Below are 18,986 nucleotides of genomic sequence, written 5' to 3'. Positions count from 1 at the left end.
ATGTCATGCGTTATTTAATTATTGCATTAAGTTGTACCGCATTACTTGCGGGTTGCCAGAGTTCATCACACTTGGCAAAGAATCCAGCTGAGCTGACTGCGACTTTACCTAAAGTTGATGTAGATAAAGCACCTGGTGTATTTGATCAATACCATGTGGGTGGTTTTAGCATGGGGGGATGGGTCAACCAAAAACTAGGTCAGACATTTGTACCGATTAAACCGCAAAATGAACATGCAGCAGTAGTCTATCTCTATCGGCCAGATACCAAATGGAACCGTCAGGAAATTGCAGCAATTAATTTATTTGTAAATGGCAAACGAATTCCAAGCTTATTGCATAACCATTATTACTGGATTGAACTGCCAGCAGGAAGTTATCGTATTTCTGCAAGTCGGCCTTTATTAGGTATTCATTTCCAAGAGCCAAAATATATTGATATTACGGTCGATGCAGGAACATCTTATTATTTAAAATACGATGAAGAAAACAAAATGGACCGCGGTGAACACACTGGCCCATTTATGTTAATGCAAGACAATATCGGACGTAGAGAGATTGCTTTTACGGAGCTTAAATCTTCTAGCTACAATTTTGTTGCTGAAGATGCTTCAGGAAAAATTCGACATAAACCACAAGAGCTAAAACCAGCCAAATATGATGAAAAATCAGATGTCCATCTGATTAAACCATTTAAATTGTGGAATCCTTTAACGTGGTAATGGCCTACAAAGGATAAAGAAAAGTTAAGACTTTTCTTTATCTTTCATGAGTGGCGCAATAATTTTAAGCATCTCTTCTTGCATATGATCGCGTGCTTTAGGGTCATTAAAGGTTTGTTGTCCCAACTCCATCATGTATTCTGAAATTTGCCCCATAATCTGTACGTTTTTACGCGTAATTGATTGACCTTCTGGGGTTTTTAAAAATTTTAAATTTGCCTGAACTTCTTCTTCAGTATATGTCTTTAAATAAATATCTTGTAAGGCTTGCGTAGTTTTTGGGCTACTAATGAGCTGGTTACTCGAATCTTTTAAAAGTAAGCCTAACTTTTTTGCGGCCTCTTTTTCTTTCGGACCTAAAGTTTTGATGCCCGTAATATTAGTAATGATCTGTTCAGCTTGTTGATCATAATAAGGTGTTAATTCATTAATTGATTCTTTCAATAAATAATCAATTTGGCTCATTTGCATGAGTTCTTTGACTGAACTTAATTTGGCAGGAGAGGCAAACAAGCTTGTCGTAATACAGCTTAGGCAGAGGCTGATTGAGAGATTTTTAAGAATAGGGCGGATAGTCATGAAATGACCTATATGCAGTTTATGGCGGGTGGGTGTATTTATTAATAACATAGATTGGCGAACTAATTGTTACAATTCTTTTCAACTTCCAAAAAAAATTATAAGGCATAAAAAAAGCACCGAATTCGGTGCTTTTCTTGATTAGCCTGCTGCGGCATCGATTACTGGAATTTTTCCAATTTTCGCTTGCCAGATTTTTGGAGCCACTGCGTGAATTGAAGTACCGTTTACATCAACTGCTACAGATACAGGCATATCTTCAACTACGAATTTGTAGATTGCTTCCATACCTAAGTCAGCGAAGGCAACAACTTCAGCTTCACGAACAGCTTTAGATACGAGGTAAGCCGCACCACCAACTGCCATAAGGTAAGTTGCTTTGTTGTCTTTGATTGCTTCAATTGCTGTTGGACCACGGTCAGCTTTACCAATCATACCGAATAGACCAGTATGCTCGAGTACTTTACGTGTGAATTTGTCCATACGTGTTGCAGTTGTAGGACCAGCAGGGCCAACGACTTCATCACCCACAGGATCAACTGGGCCAACGTAGTAAATGAATTTACCTTTAAGATCAACTGGTAATTCTTCACCATTGTCGATCATTTCAACCATACGTTTGTGTGCCGCATCACGACCTGTGTACATTGTACCGCTAAGAAGTAATGTGTCACCTGGTTTCCAAGAATCCATTTCTTCTTGAGTAATGGTATCAAGGTTTACACGTTTAGACTGTGAAGAGTCCCAAGTTACTGAAGGGTAGTCTTCAAGTTTTGGTGCTTGAATATGAGCTACACCTGTACCATCAAGCTGGAAGTGAGCATGACGAGTCGCAGCACAGTTAGGAATCATACCTACTGGTTTACCAGCAGCGTGACATGGGTAATCTTTGATTTTAATATCAAGAACAGTGGTTAAACCGCCAAGACCTTGAGCACCAATACCGAGAGCGTTTACTTTCTCAAAGATTTCGATACGAAGTTCTTCAATTTTGTTCTCTGGTCCACGGCGAAGTAATTCGTCCATGTTGATTTCTTCCATGAGTGCTTCTTTAGCAAGCATCATGGCTTTTTCAGCAGTACCACCAATACCGATACCGAGCATACCAGGAGGACACCAACCTGCACCCATAGTTGGAACAGTTTTAAGAACCCAGTCAACAATCGAGTCAGATGGGTTAAGCATCGCAAGTTTAGATTTGTTTTCTGAACCGCCACCTTTAGCAGCAACAGTAATATCTACTTTATTACCCGGTACGAGTTTGTAGTGAATAACAGCAGGGGTGTTGTCTTTTGTATTTTTACGACCAAATGCAGGGTCAGCAAGTACAGATGCACGAAGAACGTTGCTGTTTTCAAGGTAACCTTGGCGAACACCTTCATTTACTGCATCGTCTAAGCTCATTGTTAAATCGAATTTAACATCTAAGCCCACTTCAAGGAAAACGTTAACAATACCAGTGTCTTGGCAAATTGGACGATGACCCTCCGCACACATGCGGGAGTTAATTAAAATCTGTGCAATTGCATCCTTTGCAGCTTTGTTTTCTTCGCGATCATAAGCACGGCTCATCGCTTGGATAAAGTCTTGCGGGTGATAGTACGAAATAAACTGTAGGGCGTCCTTGATTGATGTAATCAAGTCATCTTGTTTGATAATCGTTGTCATACCAGAAAATCTCTTGAGCGGGCTGTTAGCTAGCGGGCTAAATTATATGACAAAAACACAAACTTGTGGGGGATTGGTTGATCTTTTGACCAAAAGTCGAATAAGGGTAATGCTAAGTGATTTAAAACTAAGAACAACCAACTGCGAAGGCAGTTATTTGAGAATAAAAAAAGCCATTTGAGCGGACATCAAATGGCGAGAGGTAGAAAAGATTAAATGATATTAATTATTTGGCAGCAGCTTGTTGTTCAGCCTGAATTGCTGTTAAGGCAATAGTAAAGACAATGTCATCTACTAAAGCACCACGAGACAAGTCATTGACTGGCTTGTTTAGGCCTTGCAGCATTGGTCCAACGCTGACTACATTTGCTGCACGTTGTACTGCTTTATAGGTCGTATTACCTGTATTTAAGTCTGGGAAAATAAATACATTGGCACGACCAGCTACGCGTGAGTCTGGTGCCTTTTGGCGTCCTACACTTTCAACAGAAGCTGCATCGTATTGGAGTGGGCCATCAATCAGTAAATCAGGGCGGCGTTGCTGTGCAATTTGAGTTGCTTGCTGTACTTTCTCAACATCAGCACCAGTGCCAGACGTACCAGTTGAATAGCTAATCATGGCAATACGTGGGTCAATTCCAAACGCTTTTGCAGAGTCAGCAGACTGAATCGCAATTTCAGCAAGCTGGTCGGCTGTAGGGTCTGGGTTAATTGCACAGTCACCGTAAACATAAACTTCATCTGGTAAAAGCATAAAGAATATGGACGAAACTAAAGAGTAAGAAGGTGCGGTTTTAATCAGCTGGAAAGCAGGGCGCACGGTGTTCGCGGTTGTGTGAACTGCACCAGAAACCAAACCATCTACATGATCTAGAGCCAGCATCATGGTGCCAAGAACAACAGTGTCTTGTAATTGATCTTTGGCTTGTAACTCATTGAGTTTGCCTTTGCGGAGTTCAACCATAGATGCAACATATTGATTGCGAATGCTGTCCGGATCAATAATTTCTAAGTCTGCTGGTAATTCAATACCGCGTGCTTTTGCAACGTCTTGTACTGCATCTGGTTTTGCTAACAAAATACAATGCGCAATACCACGAGCCTGACATATAGCAGCAGCTTCAATAGTGCGTGGCTCGTCGCCTTCTGGAAGGACAATCCGTTTTTTGGCTGCAATCGATTTTTGTACCAGTTCGTGACGGAATGCAGAAGGAGAAAGACGTGGTGTTGCTCCATTATTACTGTGTTGTTTAAGCCATTCGACATCGATATGACTTGAAACAAAACGAGTCACTTGCTCGGCACGTTCAGTATCATCGGTTGGAATTTCATTACCAAAATCAGATAAGCGTTGTGCCGTTTCCAGTGTGTTTAAACGGGTATGTAAAATTGGTAAGCCTTGTTTGATAGCGCTTTGGCAAAACTCTAAAAGCTCAGGGGCAGGTGCTTCACGTTCGGTCAGTACCAAGCCTGCCAATGGAATACCATTACTGGTTGCCAAGCTACCTGCAAGTAACACATCGGTGCGTTCAGATGCGCTAATAATCAGCTCGCCAGCAATGAATTTATTCAATTCATATTCAATGCTTGAGGCAATTAAACTTGAGTGCAAAATACGACGTGTTTTCGCTTCGCCTTGATGTACCCATTGGCCATCAATCACGTTCGCGATGTCTAAGGTTCTAGGTACACTTAAGGTATTGCTAAATGGAACTAAGCCAATAATTGGTAAATCGTTTGATCCAAAGTAGCGATTGTATTTTTGCAGTTCTGTTGTAAATTTTGCGATGTCTTCAGTTGGACGTAGCGATGGGTCAAATGCGACAGGAATCTGAGCGGTTTCCTCAGATAACCCGCGTGTACGCATAAAGAGTACACCTGCTGTTCGGTTAGAAGTTGCACCACCAAATTGACGTAAGTGAGCTTCAACTTTCTCGGCTGTTTTACGTGGGTTTTGAATGTCAGCCGTGCTCACTAAAACCACTTCTGCATCAAGAGCTTGGGCAAGGCTGGCATTAAGCTCACTGGCAAAATGGTCTTGCCCATTTGGCAATAAGCCTTCAACAATAATCACATTATTGTCGGCTGCAATACTGCGATGAAGACTTACTGCTTCTTCAAGTAGCTCATCAACTTCACCTGATGCAATGCGTTGGGTTAACGTTTCATGAGAAATGGATTGAACAGTTTTACCTTGAAATAAATGACCAAATAAAGATGTAGTTCGGTCTAAAGTTTCTTGATCTACCTGAGAAAACGGTTTTAAAAAGCCTGCTTTAATCCCATTACAATCAAGTGCATAAATCATACCTAAGCAGGCAGAGGTTAAACCGACCCCTTCACCTGTAGGAATTAATAAAATTGTATTCATATAAACCTATAAATAATGTTCTTTGACTTCTGTAATTAAGCAAGGCTAACTTCAGAAGATGTATTTTGTGCAACGTCTACAACCTGACGCGTTTCTTTAGCAATACGGCCTTCTTCATCGGTTGGAATCACCCAAATTTGTGGTCCTGTACCGCTATCAATACGGCCTTCTGTGCCACGTTTTAAATTGTTGTTCTGGTCTTTATCGAGCTGTAAACCAAAGTGAGGTAAATAAGCTAAAGTTTTTTCACGAATATAAGCTGAGTTCTCACCAATACCACCTGTGAAGATCAGGCCATCAATACTTGGTAAACCACAGCTTAATGCAGCAAGTGATTTTGCAAGACGGTAGCTAAATACTTCAATTGCAAGACGCGCATCTTCGTTGCCATTTTCAGAGGCTTCAATCACAGTACGCATATCGTTAGAAAGTTGTGATAAGCCAAGTAAGCCACTTTCGTTATTTAAAACTTTATCGATTTTCGCCAAGTCCCAGCCAAGATTTTTTGCAAGAAAACTGTGTAAGCTTGGGTCGACATCCCCACTACGGGTTCCCATTACAACGCCTTCAAGCGGGGTAAGGCCCATAGAAGTATCAACACTTTGTCCATTCCACACTGCACAAGTCGAACTACCATTGCCCAAGTGTGCTGTTAACCAGCCACCTTTTTGGAAATTACCAGCCAGTTCACTACCGCGGTCAGACACATAAGCATGACTTGTGCCGTGGAAGCCATAGCGGCGAACGTTATGGTCTGTATATAAAAATTTAGGGATTGCATAACGGTATGCATGTGCAGGCATGGTTTGGTGGAATGCGGTGTCGAATACGGCAACTTGAGGTAATTCAGGAAATAGGCGCATCGTTGCTTCAATCCCGATTAAGTGGGCTGGGTTATGAAGTGGTGCAAGAGGGGTAGCTGCACGAATACGTTCTATAATTTCAGGAGTAAGTAATTCAGCTTTAGTGAGGCTTCCACCATGTACGACACGGTGACCGATTGCTTGAGGTTTATAGTTTGCAAGACGTGCAAGTAAAGTTTCTAAAGCTTTGGCGTGGTCAGCATAAGGAATTGAGAGCTCTAGTGGTTCTCCACCGACTGTAATTCCTTTAATACGAGCATCAGCCGCCCCTAAGTTTTCTGCTAAACCATAAATACGATCTTCACGACGGTCTGAAACCAGCGCGTATTTAATAGATGAAGAACCGCAATTAATAACTAATACTGATGTAGCCACGTTGAAATACCCAAGTCCTGATTTAAAAATAGTTTTCCTAACTTCCTGATCAAAAGGCATTAATTGCAACATGCATTAAGAGCAGGTTGTGATGTTTTAACATGTGTTGTTTTTCTGTCCAAGATAGACTTTAGCCCATTAGACTTAAGCACTATCGACCATCAAATTTTTTATAACTAATATTCGTTGAGTATAAAGCTTAACCACTGTATTTATTGTTTTTTTGTAGAAGAATTAAACAGTTTTTTGTATATATTTATGAAAAGTAAATTTTGAATCAATGTAATTTTCAACTATTTGGTATAAATTTTTTAAGAAAAAATAAGTGTTGTTATTTTAATCAAACTAGAGGGGAGTATTACAAATAATATACGTAATTGAAATTAAGTTTTAATAGTTTATACATAGGATAAAAAGAATAAATTATAAACATTTTTAATATCAAACTAAGTATAAAAAAGTCAGTGCTCACCCATTTATAATAGATATTTTATTGCTTTGATATTATGAGAAATTTCTCATAGTTATTAATGTTTAATTTACCCGTAAATATAGTCAAAAATAAAATCATTTCCTCGTTTAAAACTTAAACATTATTTGTCTTTAATACTAAGACCTAGAGTATTGCTCGGAGTTATAAGGGCTTGCATGTCGCTTTTTGCCTTAATAATATTATTCATCCCTCTGCCAAATGATCGTTAAATATATCGTTTGGTCTATTTTGTTTTCCGGCTTATCCGGTTGTACAGGAGCGTCCAGCATGGACTTGCCGAACCCAATATTGGCAAAAGTTACCGAGCGTGTAATCGCGCGTAGCCAAAAAACTCGTTTTGCATATTTACAACGCATTGAACATGCCCAAGGTAAATTTCCTGCTCGTGGAGCACTCTCATGTGCCAATCTCGCGCATGGTTTTGCCAGCATGGAAGATAATGAAAAATTAATTATTAAAGTGGGGCGTGAACCTAATATTGGCATTGTGTCTTCATATAATGAAATGCTCTCAGCACATGCCCCTTATAAAACCTTCCCAGACATTATAAAAATAGCTGCCCGTGAAAATGGTGGTGTTGCTCAGTTTGCTGGTGGTGTACCTGCAATGTGTGATGGCATTACTCAAGGTAATGCAGGTATGGAATTGTCATTGTTCTCTCGTGAAACAATTGCGATGAGTACAGCGATCGCACTTTCTCATAACATGTTCGATGCCGCATTGTGTCTCGGCGTATGCGATAAGATTGTGCCGGGCTTACTGATTGGTGCGTTACAGTTTGGTTATCTACCAACTATTTTTGTGCCTGCGGGTCCAATGAGTAGCGGTTTATCAAATGATGATAAAGCCAAAATCCGTCAACAATTCGCGACTGGTCAAGTGGGCCGAGATGCCTTACTTGAAGCTGAATCGGCTGCCTATCATGGTCAAGGCACATGTACCTTCTACGGTACTGCAAACAGTAACCAAATGCTGATGGAAGTCATGGGTTTACATTTGCCAAGCGCTGCATTTGTTCACCCTCATACGCCATTACGTGATGCGCTCACTGCTGAAGCTGCTAAGCGTGTACTTGACTTAACTGCTGAGCGAGGCAACTACACACCAATTGGTCATGTGATTGATGAAAAAGCTATTATCAATGGCATTGTGGCTTTACTCGCGACGGGTGGTTCAACCAATCACACATTGCATCTGATTGCGATTGCACGTGCGGCTGGCATCTTAATTGACTGGGATGACTTTGATGAGTTGTCTGCTGTTGTTCCATTGCTCGCAAAAATCTATCCAAATGGTAAGGCCGATGTAAACCATTTCCAAGCTGCGGGTGGGGTGGCATTCCTTATTCGTAACTTACTTGAGGCTGGTTTACTCCATAACGATGTAACGACAGTCGCTGGTAAGGGTTTACAGCACTACACCAAAGAACCGAAATTGATTGACGGTAAGCTCACTTGGGTTGACGGTGTAGTTCAAAGCCTTGATGACAAAGTACTCCGTAGCATTGATGCGCCGTTTCAGCCAGATGGTGGCTTACGTTTAATGCAAGGTCGTCTTGGTCGTGGTGTGATCAAGATCTCTGCTGTTGCGCCAGAGCACCGTAAAGTTAGAGCTCCGGCAATTGTGTTTGACTCTCAAGAAGCAGTACAAGCAGCGTTTGATCGTGGCGAATTACACCGAGACTTTATTGCGGTTGTTCGTTTCCAAGGTGCTCGTGCGAATGGTATGCCTGAGTTACATCGTTTGACGCCTGTGTTGGGTGTTTTACAAGATCAAGGTTTCCATGTTGCTTTAGTTACTGATGGACGTATGTCTGGTGCTTCAGGCAAAGTTCCTGCGGTGATTCACTTATCTCCAGAAGCCTTACTAAATGGGCCGATTGCTAAAGTCCAAACCGGAGATATGTTGGTTATTGATGCTGAGGCTGGTTTACTCGATATTGAATTAGATGAACAAACTTGGCAATCACGCCCTGTTGCACAGCCAGAACATCAGGCAGAAAACGAAGTTGGTTTCGGCCGTGAATTATTTGGTGTATTCCGTGCAGCAGCAGCACCTGCTGAACATGGTGCATCTGTGTTTGGTTCACTTGTTGGTGAAGAGCCGCAAGCGCATATTTGAGACAAAGGAATTACAAAGTAATGAGCAAGATTGAAGATGTGGTCAAATTAGGCCCAGTAATTCCCGTGTTGGCTTTTGACTCTGCCGAACAAGGTGAGCATGTATCACGTGCGTTGCATGCTGGTGGTGTAAAAGTCCTTGAAATTACGTTGCGTACCGCTGCGGGTCTTGCTGCTATTGAGCGTGCAAGCCAGTTGGCAGATGACATTGTGGTGGGTGTGGGCACAATTACTAAGCCTGAGCACTGTGCTCAAGCTAAAAAAGCAGGCGCTAAGTTTGGTGTATCTCCTGGTTTAACCAAAGACTTACATTTGGCTGCACAAGATGCTGGCTTACCTCTATTACCAGGGGTCATGACACCAAGTGATCTGATTCAGGCGATTGAGTTGGGTTATGACATTGTGAAGTTTTTCCCAGCTCAGCAAGCAGGTGGGGTCGAGATGCTCAAAGCATTTTATGGTCCATTTCCAAACTTGCGTTTTTGCCCGACCGGTGGAATTACAGCAGAGTCAGCACCAGATTTCTTGAAGCAACCTAACGTAGTTTGTGTAGGTGGTTCATGGTTAACTCCTAAAGCTGCTGTTGCTGCACAAGACTGGGCTGAAATTACGCGTTTAGCTCAAATTGCGAGTCAGTTGAGAGCATTGTAAATGTAGTCAATATTTATAAAAAATGAAGTGCATTCTATGTGCTTTAAAGGCTGTATTGATGTGACCAGTTTGTGCTGGTCACACCTAAATATAAAAAATTAATGTCTTAACAGTAGGAATTACTGTGGTTGAAGACCTTTGTTTAGGCAGTGTGCCTAAATAATAATTCCAAGGAGAAGTGTCCCATGGAGACGGTTCAGGGTGGCATGTTGCTGATTTACACTGTAATCGCGATTATTGCATTGGTTGTTATGATCGCGAAGTTCAGAATTTATCCCTTTTTAGTTCTTATCATTGTTTCACTGGGTTTAGCTTTAGCTGTTGGCATGCCAATGGGCGATATTGTTAAGTCATATGAAGTTGGTACTGGTAAAACCTTGGGCCACCTTGCGATTGTAATTGCACTCGGAACGATGCTTGGCAAAATGATGGCCGAGTCGGGTGGTGCTGAACGAATAGCAATTACTTTAATTAAATGGTTTGGTGAGAAAAATATTCACTGGGCCATGATGTTTATTGCTCTTATTGTTGGTCTTCCCGTATTTTTCGAAGTCGGTTTTGTTCTACTCATTCCAATTGCATTTAACATTGCTAAACGGACAGGTAAATCTTTACTGGTTGTTGGCTTACCGATGGTTGCCGGTTTGTCGGTTGTGCATGGTTTAATTCCGCCACATCCAGCAGCTTTGCTGGCAGTGCAGGCCTATCATGCGGATATTGGTAAAACGATTGCTTACAGTTTAATCGTGGGTGTTCCAACAGCTATTGTAGCTGGGCCTTTGTATGCACTCTGGATTAATAAATACGTCAAATTGCCTGAAAATAACCCGTTAGCAAAGCAGTTCGTTGAAGCAGATACGAATAGGACACGTGAGCTACCAAGCTTTGGGATTACCTTATTTACGATTATGCTGCCTGTTGTACTCATGTTAATCGGAAGTTGGGCTGATCTGTTCTTTGCACCAAAGACTTTCGCAAATGATCTATTACGTTTCATAGGTACTTCTGATATCGCGTTGCTTATTGCCGTATTGGTCAGCTTTATTACCTTTGGTACGATGCAGGGCTTTAACCGTGAACAAATTGAAAAATTCTGTGGTGGGTGTTTAGCTTCTATTGCCGGGATTATGTTGATTGTAGGTGCTGGTGGCGGTTTTGGTGGCATTTTGCGTGACACTGGTATTTCTGATGAGATTGTATCTACAGCCTTAAAGGCAAATTTGTCGCCATTATTATTGGGTTGGTTTGTCGCAGCATTGATTCGTTTGGCTACAGGTTCTGCAACGGTTGCGATGGCTACCGCTTGTAGCATTGTTGCTCCAATTGCAGCTACGGCTGGCGTTGCTGTTAGGCCGGAACTCTTAGTCCTTGCGACGGGTTCAGGTTCATTGGTGTTCTCACATGTGAATGACGCAGGATTTTGGCTAATCAAAGAATATTTTGGTATGACAGTAGGGCAGACACTCAAAACTTGGTCGGTATTAGAAACGATCATTTCGGTGTTGGGTTTATCTTTCACGCTACTGCTTAGCACTATTTTATAATTAAAGGTGAGTAATCCATGATTGTGATTGCAATGGGTGTCTGTGGAACAGGTAAAACCCTAATCGGTGAGTTGTTATCAGAGCGTTTGGCTTGTGAGTTCCTCGATGGCGATACGCTTCATTCGGCTGCAAATAAAAGCAAAATGAGCCAAGGTATTCCTTTAACTGACGAAGACCGTTTGCCGTGGTTACAAGCCATTCGTCAGGCAATTGAAGAAAAACAACAAGCAGGTGAAACGGCTGTATTTACTTGTTCTTCACTAAAACGAGTCTATCGCGATATTTTACGTGGTCATGACCAGAATATTAAGTTTGTATACTTAAAAGGGTCTTATGAGTTGTTGCAGCAACGACTTGCTGAGCGATCGGGTCATTTCTTTGATCCATCATTGTTACAAACTCAGCTAGATACATTAGAAGAACCTGATGTGAATGAAGCAATTGCTATTGATATTGAGCTCACACCTGAACAAATCGTTGTGCAAGTCATGCAGAAACTAGGGGTAACTGACAGCGTGTGTCGCGGTTAACCTCGGTTAGAAACCCACATTTTAATGGCTCTATAGCCTAAGGCTCAAGCAAGGTAAATACCGGTAACAGTACTGGTATTTACACAAACTAGACCTGTTCATAACGGGTTAGGTTTACATTTATAAATAATTGGAGATAAGAATAATGAGCCATTCAAATAATTTACAACATAAATTTCCCCCAGTAGATAGTATTCCTGACAGCGTACGTCTGCCATCTCAGATTCATCAGCGTATCTCGTTAGTGGATGGTGAGTTGAAGTTATGGGCTGGTTCAACCAAGAAGACATTCTCTCCAATCTGGATTCAGCAGCCTGACGGTAGCTTGCAACAAGTTGAGCTTGGTAGTTATCCAGTCATGGGTGAGAAAGAAAGTGACGAAGCTTTAGAAGCGGCAGTACGCGCCTACAATAATGGTCGTGGTGAATGGCCAATGATGAAAGTGGGTGAGCGCATCGCTTGTATGCAAAATTTCATTCAGCGTATGGTGGAACAGAGAGACCTCATTGTTAAACTAATCATGTGGGAAATTGGTAAGAGCTTGGCAGACTCCGAGAAAGAGTTCGATCGTACTGTTACCTATATGCGTCAAACGATTGATGCCCTGAAAGATCTGGATAATGCCAACTCCCGCTTTGTGATTGCTGAAGGTACGATTGGTCAAATCCGTCGAACTCCACTAGGTGTCGTGTTGTGTATGGGACCATACAACTACCCGCTGAACGAAACCTTTGCTACCTTGATTCCGGCCATGCTGATGGGCAATACCATCATTTTTAAACCGCCTCAATTTGGTACTTTGCTGTTTGAACCATTGTTGGAAGCATTCCGTGATTCATTTCCAAAAGGTGTGATCAATACGATTTATGCACCAGGCTCTCTAGTGGTGCCACATCTGTTGGCATCTGGAAAAATTAATGTATTGGCATTGATTGGTTCTAGTAAAGTGGCTGACCACTTGAAAAAACAACATCCAAAATCTCACCGTCTGCGTGCGATTCTAGGATTAGATGCAAAGAACGCAGCCATTATTCTGCCAGATGCTGATTTGGATTTGACCGTGAAAGAGTGCCTGTTGGGAGCATTGTCGTTTAATGGTCAGCGTTGTACTGCGCTTAAAATGTTGATGGTACATCGGTCAATAGCTGACGAATTTGTTAAGCGCTTAACGGCTGAACTGGCTAAACTAAAAGTGGGTATGCCATGGGAAAAAGGTGTATTTATTACTCCATTGCCAGGTATGCACCGTACGACCTATATGACTGAAGTCATTGATGATGCCGTAGCTAAAGGAGCTAAAGTCGTTAATCCAGAAGGTGGTGAGTTCTGCAAAACCATGTTCTATCCAGCCGTAGTTTATCCGGTGACAGAGGGTATGAGACTGTATCGCGAAGAACAGTTTGGTCCAGTGGTGCCCGTCTCTGTTTATGATGATATTGAAACTGTGCTGGAATATGTTACGACTTCGGATCATGGTCAGCAAGTGAGTATTTTTGGTAGCGATCCTGAGCAAATTGGTCATTTAGTCGATACACTTGTACATCAAGTTTGTCGTGTAAATATCAACTGTCAGTGTCAACGTGGTCCAGATGTATTTCCATTCGGTGGCCGTAAAGATTCTGCGGAAGGTACGCTGTCTGTGCATGATGCGCTGCGTGCATTCTCTATCCGCGCTATGATTGCTGCTAAACAGACCGATGATAGCAAAGGCATGCTGGCCTCTATGGTTTCTGAGCACTATTCTAAATTTGTGAATACCGACTTTATTTTCTAATGAACATATGATTAAAAAAACCAGCCTTTGGGCTGGTTTTTTATTGGAGCTAACAAAATAAAACGCCTGATATTGATCAGGCGTTTTATTTAAATAAGAGAGGACTTATTGACGAATTTGACCGTCACCTAACACAATCCATTTTTGAGAAGTTAAGCCTTCTAAACCAACTGGACCACGTGCATGAATTTTATCTGTTGAGATACCAATTTCAGCACCTAAACCATATTCAAAGCCATCAGCAAAACGAGTTGAAGCATTAATCACGACTGAACTTGAATCTACACGAGCCAAGAACTGACGAGCCAAAGTATAGTTTTCAGTCACAATTGCATCGGTATGATGTGAACCATATTTGTTGATATGGTCAATTGCTTCATCAATACCACTAACCACTTTAACAGCAAGAATTGGTCCTAAATATTCGGTATACCAATCTTCTTCTGTCGCAGGTTTTACAGAGGCACCCAAAATACGACGTGTTTCTGGACAGCCGCGCAACTCAACTTGTTTTTCAGCATACAGTTCAGCAATACGTGGTAAGAAAACGTCTGCAATTTTTTCATCAACAAGCAGTGTTTCCATCGCATTACAAACGCCGTAACGATGTGTTTTGGCATTCAATGTAATTGGTAATGCTTTTTGCAAGTCTGCTTGAGCTTCTACAAATACATGGCAGTTACCATCAAGATGCTTAATGACAGGAATACGAGCTTCATTGGTTACACGTTCAATTAGGCTTTTGCCACCACGTGGAACAATAACGTCTACATATTCAGCCATGGTAATGAGGTGACCAACCGCTGCACGATCAGAAGTTTCAATCACTTGTACCGAATGCTCAGGTAACCCAGCAACTTTTAAACCATGTTTAATCGCTTCAGCGATGGCTTTGTTTGACTCAAGTGCTTCTGAACCACCACGTAAAATAATGGCATTGCCCGATTTAATCGCTAAAGATGCAGCTTCAAGTGTTACGTTTGGACGTGATTCGTAAATCATACCCACTACGCCTAGAGGCACACGCATTTTTCCAATTTGAATACCTGTGGGGCGATATGCAAGATCCGTAATTTCCCCAATTGGATCGACAAGCGCGATCACATCTTTTAAACCTTGCAACATCCCTTTAAAGCGTGCGGGCGTAAGCTCAAGACGATCAAGTAAGGCGCTATCAAGCTTGTTATTACGGCCTTTTTCCATGTCGAGTTGATTCGCCGCTAAAATTGCTGCCTGATTATTTTCTAAAGCAGTATAAATAGCAGAGAGTGCATGATTTTTAAGCGAAGTTGAAGCACTTGTTAATACGCGTGAAGCTTCACGTGCTTGTTGCCCAACTTTTTGCATGTATTGTTCAATTGAATCTTGCATAGCAGTTTTTAATCATTTACCAATGACTAAGATAGTAGCAGTCAAATGCGGAACAATGAATGGCTTTTTTTCAAAAATGTGATCGCTATAAAGAAACATTTAAATATTTTGAAAACTATTAGCGGCTTAAACAAGATGAGCGGTCATTTCAGCGATTGCGTATATTTCAGACAATTGTTTAGAATGGACTTGTGCAATACAAACTAATACAAATTTTAAAGATTTGTGCATAAAAGATTACATGTTCAAGAAGGAACTCTTGCAGCATAAAAAAATTACAGCAAGGAGGAAGCAAGGATATGAATTCCATTATTCAAATGGATTCGGAGATAAACCAAGCTTATGCCGGTTTTGGGTTTTTCGATATCTACAATAGAGATAGTTTTAAACAGCCAGCTCGTACTACATGGATTGACGGTTGGAAAATTGAGTATATGGCGATTGCAGATCCAAAAACCATTCACAAAACACCCATCGTGATTGTTGGCGGCGCTTTTCAAAATTTTAACTCTTATAAATATTGTGTTGAGCAACTCTTTGAAAGTGGTCCTGTCATTCTAATTGACTTGCCATCAATGGGCGCAAATCAACAAATTACCAATCGGGATACTGGAATTTCTGCTGGAACATTAGAACTACCTGATTTATCAGAAATGTTAGGTCGCTGGTTAGATATTGTTGGAATTCAAAAAGTTTCTGTAATGGGTATGTCGTTGGGTTCAGTCGTTGCTTCTTGTTTTGCTTATCACCGTCCAGACTTAATGGATCGCATGATTTTGATGGGGGTCATGCAAAAAACGCGTAAAAGCTGGCGAATGATTTTGGAAGAATCACTCAAACTCATGCAAGAAAACCGCATGGAAGAGTTTGGGCAAGCGGTCATTTTATATTTGGTCAATCATGCCAAGTTAGATAAAACACGTATGTCTCCGACAGCTAAAAAACTTTTTTTTAGGCAAATGGCTGAGTTCACGGGTACCGAGCGCGAACGTTATGACATTAACTGTAATCGTCTTCTGCGGTTAACAAATGTACCAATTCCAGAGTGTAAAACACTGGTTGCAGCGGGGCAGTATGACAGTTTTACTCTGCCTCATGAAAATGCGAACTTTGCTTTGCAATGTCCTGATATGGAGTTTGCACTCATTGCGAATGCCGATCATGTACCACAGCTCCAGCGTCGTAAAGAAACCATGAGTTTGTTTACTTCATTCTTAAAAGGTGAATCTATCCAAAATCTGGATGGCATTATTCCAATGACGCGCGAACAAATGCAAAGCATGGAGCGTCGAGGTGAAGAGCGGATTTCAGTCCTCCAACCTAAAACCAAATTGAGCCACCGTGAATGTAAAACGGAAGTGCCAGTAACGATTGCAGATGTCACTTTCTTTGGAATGTACTTAAAGTTAGATGATGTGATACAGCTCGACTTTGTAAATGAACACCCACGGGATCTGGCTCTGCATCTAGAAGATGAAGAAGGCCCTTTCTCGATTGAATGTTTAATCTTTGAAGCTACTGAACAAGGAATACGTGCTTTATTTAAACATGGCAGTTTTGAGCTTGCTGATCGTTTAAGTCGTTTTATTGCTCGCCAAAAGCTAGCCGCATAAATTTTAATTTTTCATAAAATGGAAGTCTCAAAAATTATGAGACTTCCATTTTTTTTATTTTAATTGAGCATGAATAGTCCAGACTAAATCACCTAAATGCTCTTTATTGCTCTCTTTAGAAATTTCCCCAAAGAATATTTGTGGTTGTTCAATGTTAACTTGACTAAAGCCTGCATTTTTAAAAAAGTCTTTAACCTCACGTGGCGTTTTAAAATGAAAACTAAAAGAGCTTCGAGACATGAGTTTCAATAATTTACTGCTGTTCCAGATAATGCTGGCGAGTTTATTTTTAACGGGTTCAGGGTAGAGGTCAGTTAAATAATGAAGCTTTTTAAAAGAAGCACCATAGTGAACAATGGATTGGATCAGTTGTTTTAATAAGTCTTTATCAAAATAGTTAATTAAACCTTCACTAATCACAACTAGTGGACGGTTAGGATTAAACACTTCAAACGCTTGTGCAAAGGCTTCGGTAAATAAATCGACTGATAAAACCTCAGGGGCATTTTTTTCAATTTGTTGTAGGGCATTTTGTTTAGTTTGTGCCATATCGGGTAAATCAAGCTCCCGATAGGTAATAGAAGGGTAATGCTGTCTAAACCACCAACCACGTGGTGATAAACCACAGGCAATTTCAAGCACCTGTAAATCAGGATTTTCTTGAATCAACTTCTCTAAATTATGATCGAGCATGGTATGGCGTTGTTTGAGCGTAGTGCGCATGCTGCCACCGACATATTTTTCTGCCCATGATTCTAATGGGTGAACTAAATATGCCAACGATTTGCCTTTGCTGGTAGCAAGTGCTTCGTGTGAGATCCCCATTTGATACCAGATATAACCCGTATAGTGGGCTGTAAAAGAGATGTGGCGGTGTTTTGAAAGGTGTTGTGTCATTCGTCCTGAACTCGGTTTATTGTTTTTGTGTGATCTTCATTATTAATAACAATGAAGAGGTTCTAATGCATTGATGGTGAATGAACCTGCATGACGGAGTCCTGTCAATTAGGTTGGCATTCTGGGATGAGCTTTCAGTTGGAGTTACTTTTCTTTCGGGAAAAGTAACCAAAACCTGAGGTACGAATAGCAAAGATTAATTATCTTTGCCGTACCGTAAAACGAAAGCTATGCTTGAGTAAATGCTACGCACTTCGTTTGTCTTGCGCAATGCGAAAGCGCTAACGCTTTTGCATTGCTCAGGTTGCAGATGACACTTTCACGTATCCATATTATGGATTAGTGCTTAGTTAATTCCTCATTAAATTTAGAATGAATTTTTAAACTCTTCAATGGCTGTTTTGACAGCTTGCCAGTGTTCGCCAAGCGACAAGGTTTCACCAATCTGAATTTGTGGAATTTGACCGCGCATGCGTTCAAGGCGTTCTTGGTTTGGTAGCTCTAAGTGAGCAATACCTTCAAGAGCTGTAAATGCGGCACTACGGTCATTACATACCAGCCCCATATCACAGCCAGCTGCGAGAGCTGCTTGAATACGCGCATCTGCACCACCAGCGACGCAAGCAGCTTGCATGCTTAAGTCATCAGAGAAAAGTACGCCATCAAATTTCAAACGGTTGCGTAGAACTTCTTGAATCCAGAAAGGTGAGAAACCTGCCGGATTTGGGTCAACTTGATCATAAATCACATGTGCAGGCATGAGTGCGTCTAGCTCAGGCATAAGCTTAATGAAGCTTTGCATGTCATGGTTATAAATTTCATCATAGCTACGGCTGTCGATAGCAGCTGCGACATGTGAGTCGGCTTTGACCGAACCGTGACCTGGAAAGTGTTTGCCGGTATTTGCCATTCCAGCTTTTTTCATACCGCGCATAAATGCGCCAGCAAGCGGAGCGATATCTTCAATATTTTTAGAGAATCCACGGTCACCAATCACATCGCTAATAGCATTAAGGTCTAAAACTGGTGCAAAACTAAAATCGATCCCCACAGCTAAGACTTCAGTTGCCATTAACCAGCCACATTGTTCAGCCAGTTCAAGAGCCTTTTGTGGTTGAGTGATATAGAGTTCGCCAAAGCGACCCATTGCTGGCAGTAGAGTAAAGCCAGATTTTAAACGTTGAACTCGACCACCTTCTTGGTCGACAGCAATCAAAATATCTGGGCGAACTTGGCGCATATGGTCGGTTAAAGCACGGACTTGTTGTGGTGATTCAATATTTCGTGCAAATAAAATCATGCCACCGACTTGCGGAGCTTGTAATAGTTCAATATCTTCTTTAGTAAGTTCTGTGCCGGCAATGTCCAGCATCAACGCGCCAATCATATTGGTTCCATTTGAATTTTGATTGAAA

Annotated in this window: 14 protein-coding genes; 7 read left to right on the top strand and 7 right to left on the bottom strand. The window is 41.3% G+C overall.

Annotation, left to right across the window (positions count from 1 at the left end; all coding sequences use genetic code 11):
• The first annotated feature begins 5 nt into the window (after positions 1–5).
• The gene (locus tag I8T81_RS16325; protein ID WP_004698797.1) at positions 6–722 is read left to right on the top strand and encodes a DUF2846 domain-containing protein; all 717 of its coding nucleotides are present in this window, start codon (positions 6–8) and stop codon (positions 720–722) included.
• Positions 723–746: 24 nt separating this feature from the next.
• Here the strand turns inward: I8T81_RS16325 and I8T81_RS16320 are convergent, their stop codons facing one another.
• From I8T81_RS16320 to I8T81_RS16305, 4 genes are all read right to left on the bottom strand, one after another.
• A complete protein-coding gene (locus I8T81_RS16320) occupies positions 747–1,301 on the bottom strand; it encodes a DUF2059 domain-containing protein (protein ID WP_004710671.1) in 555 nt (184 codons plus the stop codon).
• A gap of 141 nt (positions 1,302–1,442) precedes the next feature.
• Positions 1,443–2,969, bottom strand: coding sequence for a fumarate hydratase (locus I8T81_RS16315; RefSeq protein ID WP_004883333.1), 1,527 nt, complete (start codon positions 2,967–2,969; stop codon positions 1,443–1,445).
• A gap of 226 nt (positions 2,970–3,195) precedes the next feature.
• The gene (pta, locus tag I8T81_RS16310; RefSeq protein WP_134262238.1) at positions 3,196–5,340 is read right to left on the bottom strand and encodes a phosphate acetyltransferase; all 2,145 of its coding nucleotides are present in this window, start codon (positions 5,338–5,340) and stop codon (positions 3,196–3,198) included.
• A 35-nt stretch (positions 5,341–5,375) separates the two neighbouring features.
• Positions 5,376–6,578, bottom strand: coding sequence for an acetate/propionate family kinase (locus I8T81_RS16305; RefSeq protein ID WP_198071657.1), 1,203 nt, complete (start codon positions 6,576–6,578; stop codon positions 5,376–5,378).
• A 760-nt stretch (positions 6,579–7,338) separates the two neighbouring features.
• Here I8T81_RS16305 and edd point away from each other — a divergent pair.
• The 5 genes from edd to I8T81_RS16280 all read left to right on the top strand — a co-directional run bounded on the left by edd (position 7,339) and on the right by I8T81_RS16280 (position 13,690).
• A complete protein-coding gene (gene edd / locus I8T81_RS16300) occupies positions 7,339–9,192 on the top strand; it encodes a phosphogluconate dehydratase (RefSeq protein WP_198071656.1) in 1,854 nt (617 codons plus the stop codon).
• Between the two features lie 20 nt (positions 9,193–9,212).
• Complete coding sequence (gene eda, locus I8T81_RS16295; RefSeq protein ID WP_004698780.1) at positions 9,213–9,842, top strand: bifunctional 4-hydroxy-2-oxoglutarate aldolase/2-dehydro-3-deoxy-phosphogluconate aldolase; 630 nt, start codon at positions 9,213–9,215, stop codon at positions 9,840–9,842.
• Positions 9,843–10,027: 185 nt separating this feature from the next.
• The gene (locus I8T81_RS16290; RefSeq protein ID WP_151749505.1) at positions 10,028–11,386 is read left to right on the top strand and encodes a GntT/GntP/DsdX family permease; all 1,359 of its coding nucleotides are present in this window, start codon (positions 10,028–10,030) and stop codon (positions 11,384–11,386) included.
• Positions 11,387–11,403: 17 nt separating this feature from the next.
• A complete protein-coding gene (locus tag I8T81_RS16285; protein WP_198071655.1) occupies positions 11,404–11,916 on the top strand; it encodes a gluconokinase in 513 nt (170 codons plus the stop codon).
• Between the two features lie 145 nt (positions 11,917–12,061).
• Positions 12,062–13,690 carry an NADP-dependent glyceraldehyde-3-phosphate dehydrogenase gene (locus tag I8T81_RS16280; RefSeq protein WP_100192012.1) on the top strand — a complete coding sequence of 543 codons (1,629 nt, stop codon included), beginning with the start codon at positions 12,062–12,064 and terminating at the stop codon, positions 13,688–13,690.
• 105 nt (positions 13,691–13,795) lie between these two features.
• On the opposite strand, the gene I8T81_RS16275 is transcribed toward I8T81_RS16280, so the two are convergent.
• Positions 13,796–15,061 carry a glutamate-5-semialdehyde dehydrogenase gene (locus tag I8T81_RS16275; RefSeq protein WP_039250396.1) on the bottom strand — a complete coding sequence of 422 codons (1,266 nt, stop codon included), beginning with the start codon at positions 15,059–15,061 and terminating at the stop codon, positions 13,796–13,798.
• A 299-nt stretch (positions 15,062–15,360) separates the two neighbouring features.
• Here I8T81_RS16275 and I8T81_RS16270 point away from each other — a divergent pair, with 299 nt between their 5' ends.
• A complete protein-coding gene (locus I8T81_RS16270) occupies positions 15,361–16,674 on the top strand; it encodes an alpha/beta fold hydrolase (RefSeq protein ID WP_198071654.1) in 1,314 nt (437 codons plus the stop codon).
• 54 nt (positions 16,675–16,728) lie between these two features.
• On the opposite strand, the gene I8T81_RS16265 is transcribed toward I8T81_RS16270, so the two are convergent.
• Together I8T81_RS16265 and nagZ are read right to left on the bottom strand one after the other, a co-directional pair.
• A complete protein-coding gene (locus I8T81_RS16265) occupies positions 16,729–17,571 on the bottom strand; it encodes a class I SAM-dependent methyltransferase (RefSeq protein ID WP_198071653.1) in 843 nt (280 codons plus the stop codon).
• A 367-nt stretch (positions 17,572–17,938) separates the two neighbouring features.
• On the bottom strand, positions 17,939–18,958 hold the full coding sequence (gene nagZ, locus I8T81_RS16260; protein ID WP_198071652.1) for a beta-N-acetylhexosaminidase: 1,020 nt from the start codon (positions 18,956–18,958) through the stop codon (positions 17,939–17,941).
• Positions 18,959–18,986: the final 28 nt, after the last annotated feature.

This window comes from Acinetobacter seifertii (assembly GCF_016064815.1).
Taxonomy (GTDB): Bacteria; Pseudomonadota; Gammaproteobacteria; order Pseudomonadales; family Moraxellaceae; genus Acinetobacter; species Acinetobacter seifertii.
The sequence above is the reverse complement of the archived record's forward strand: the minus strand, read 5'-3'. Positions and strand labels throughout refer to the sequence as shown.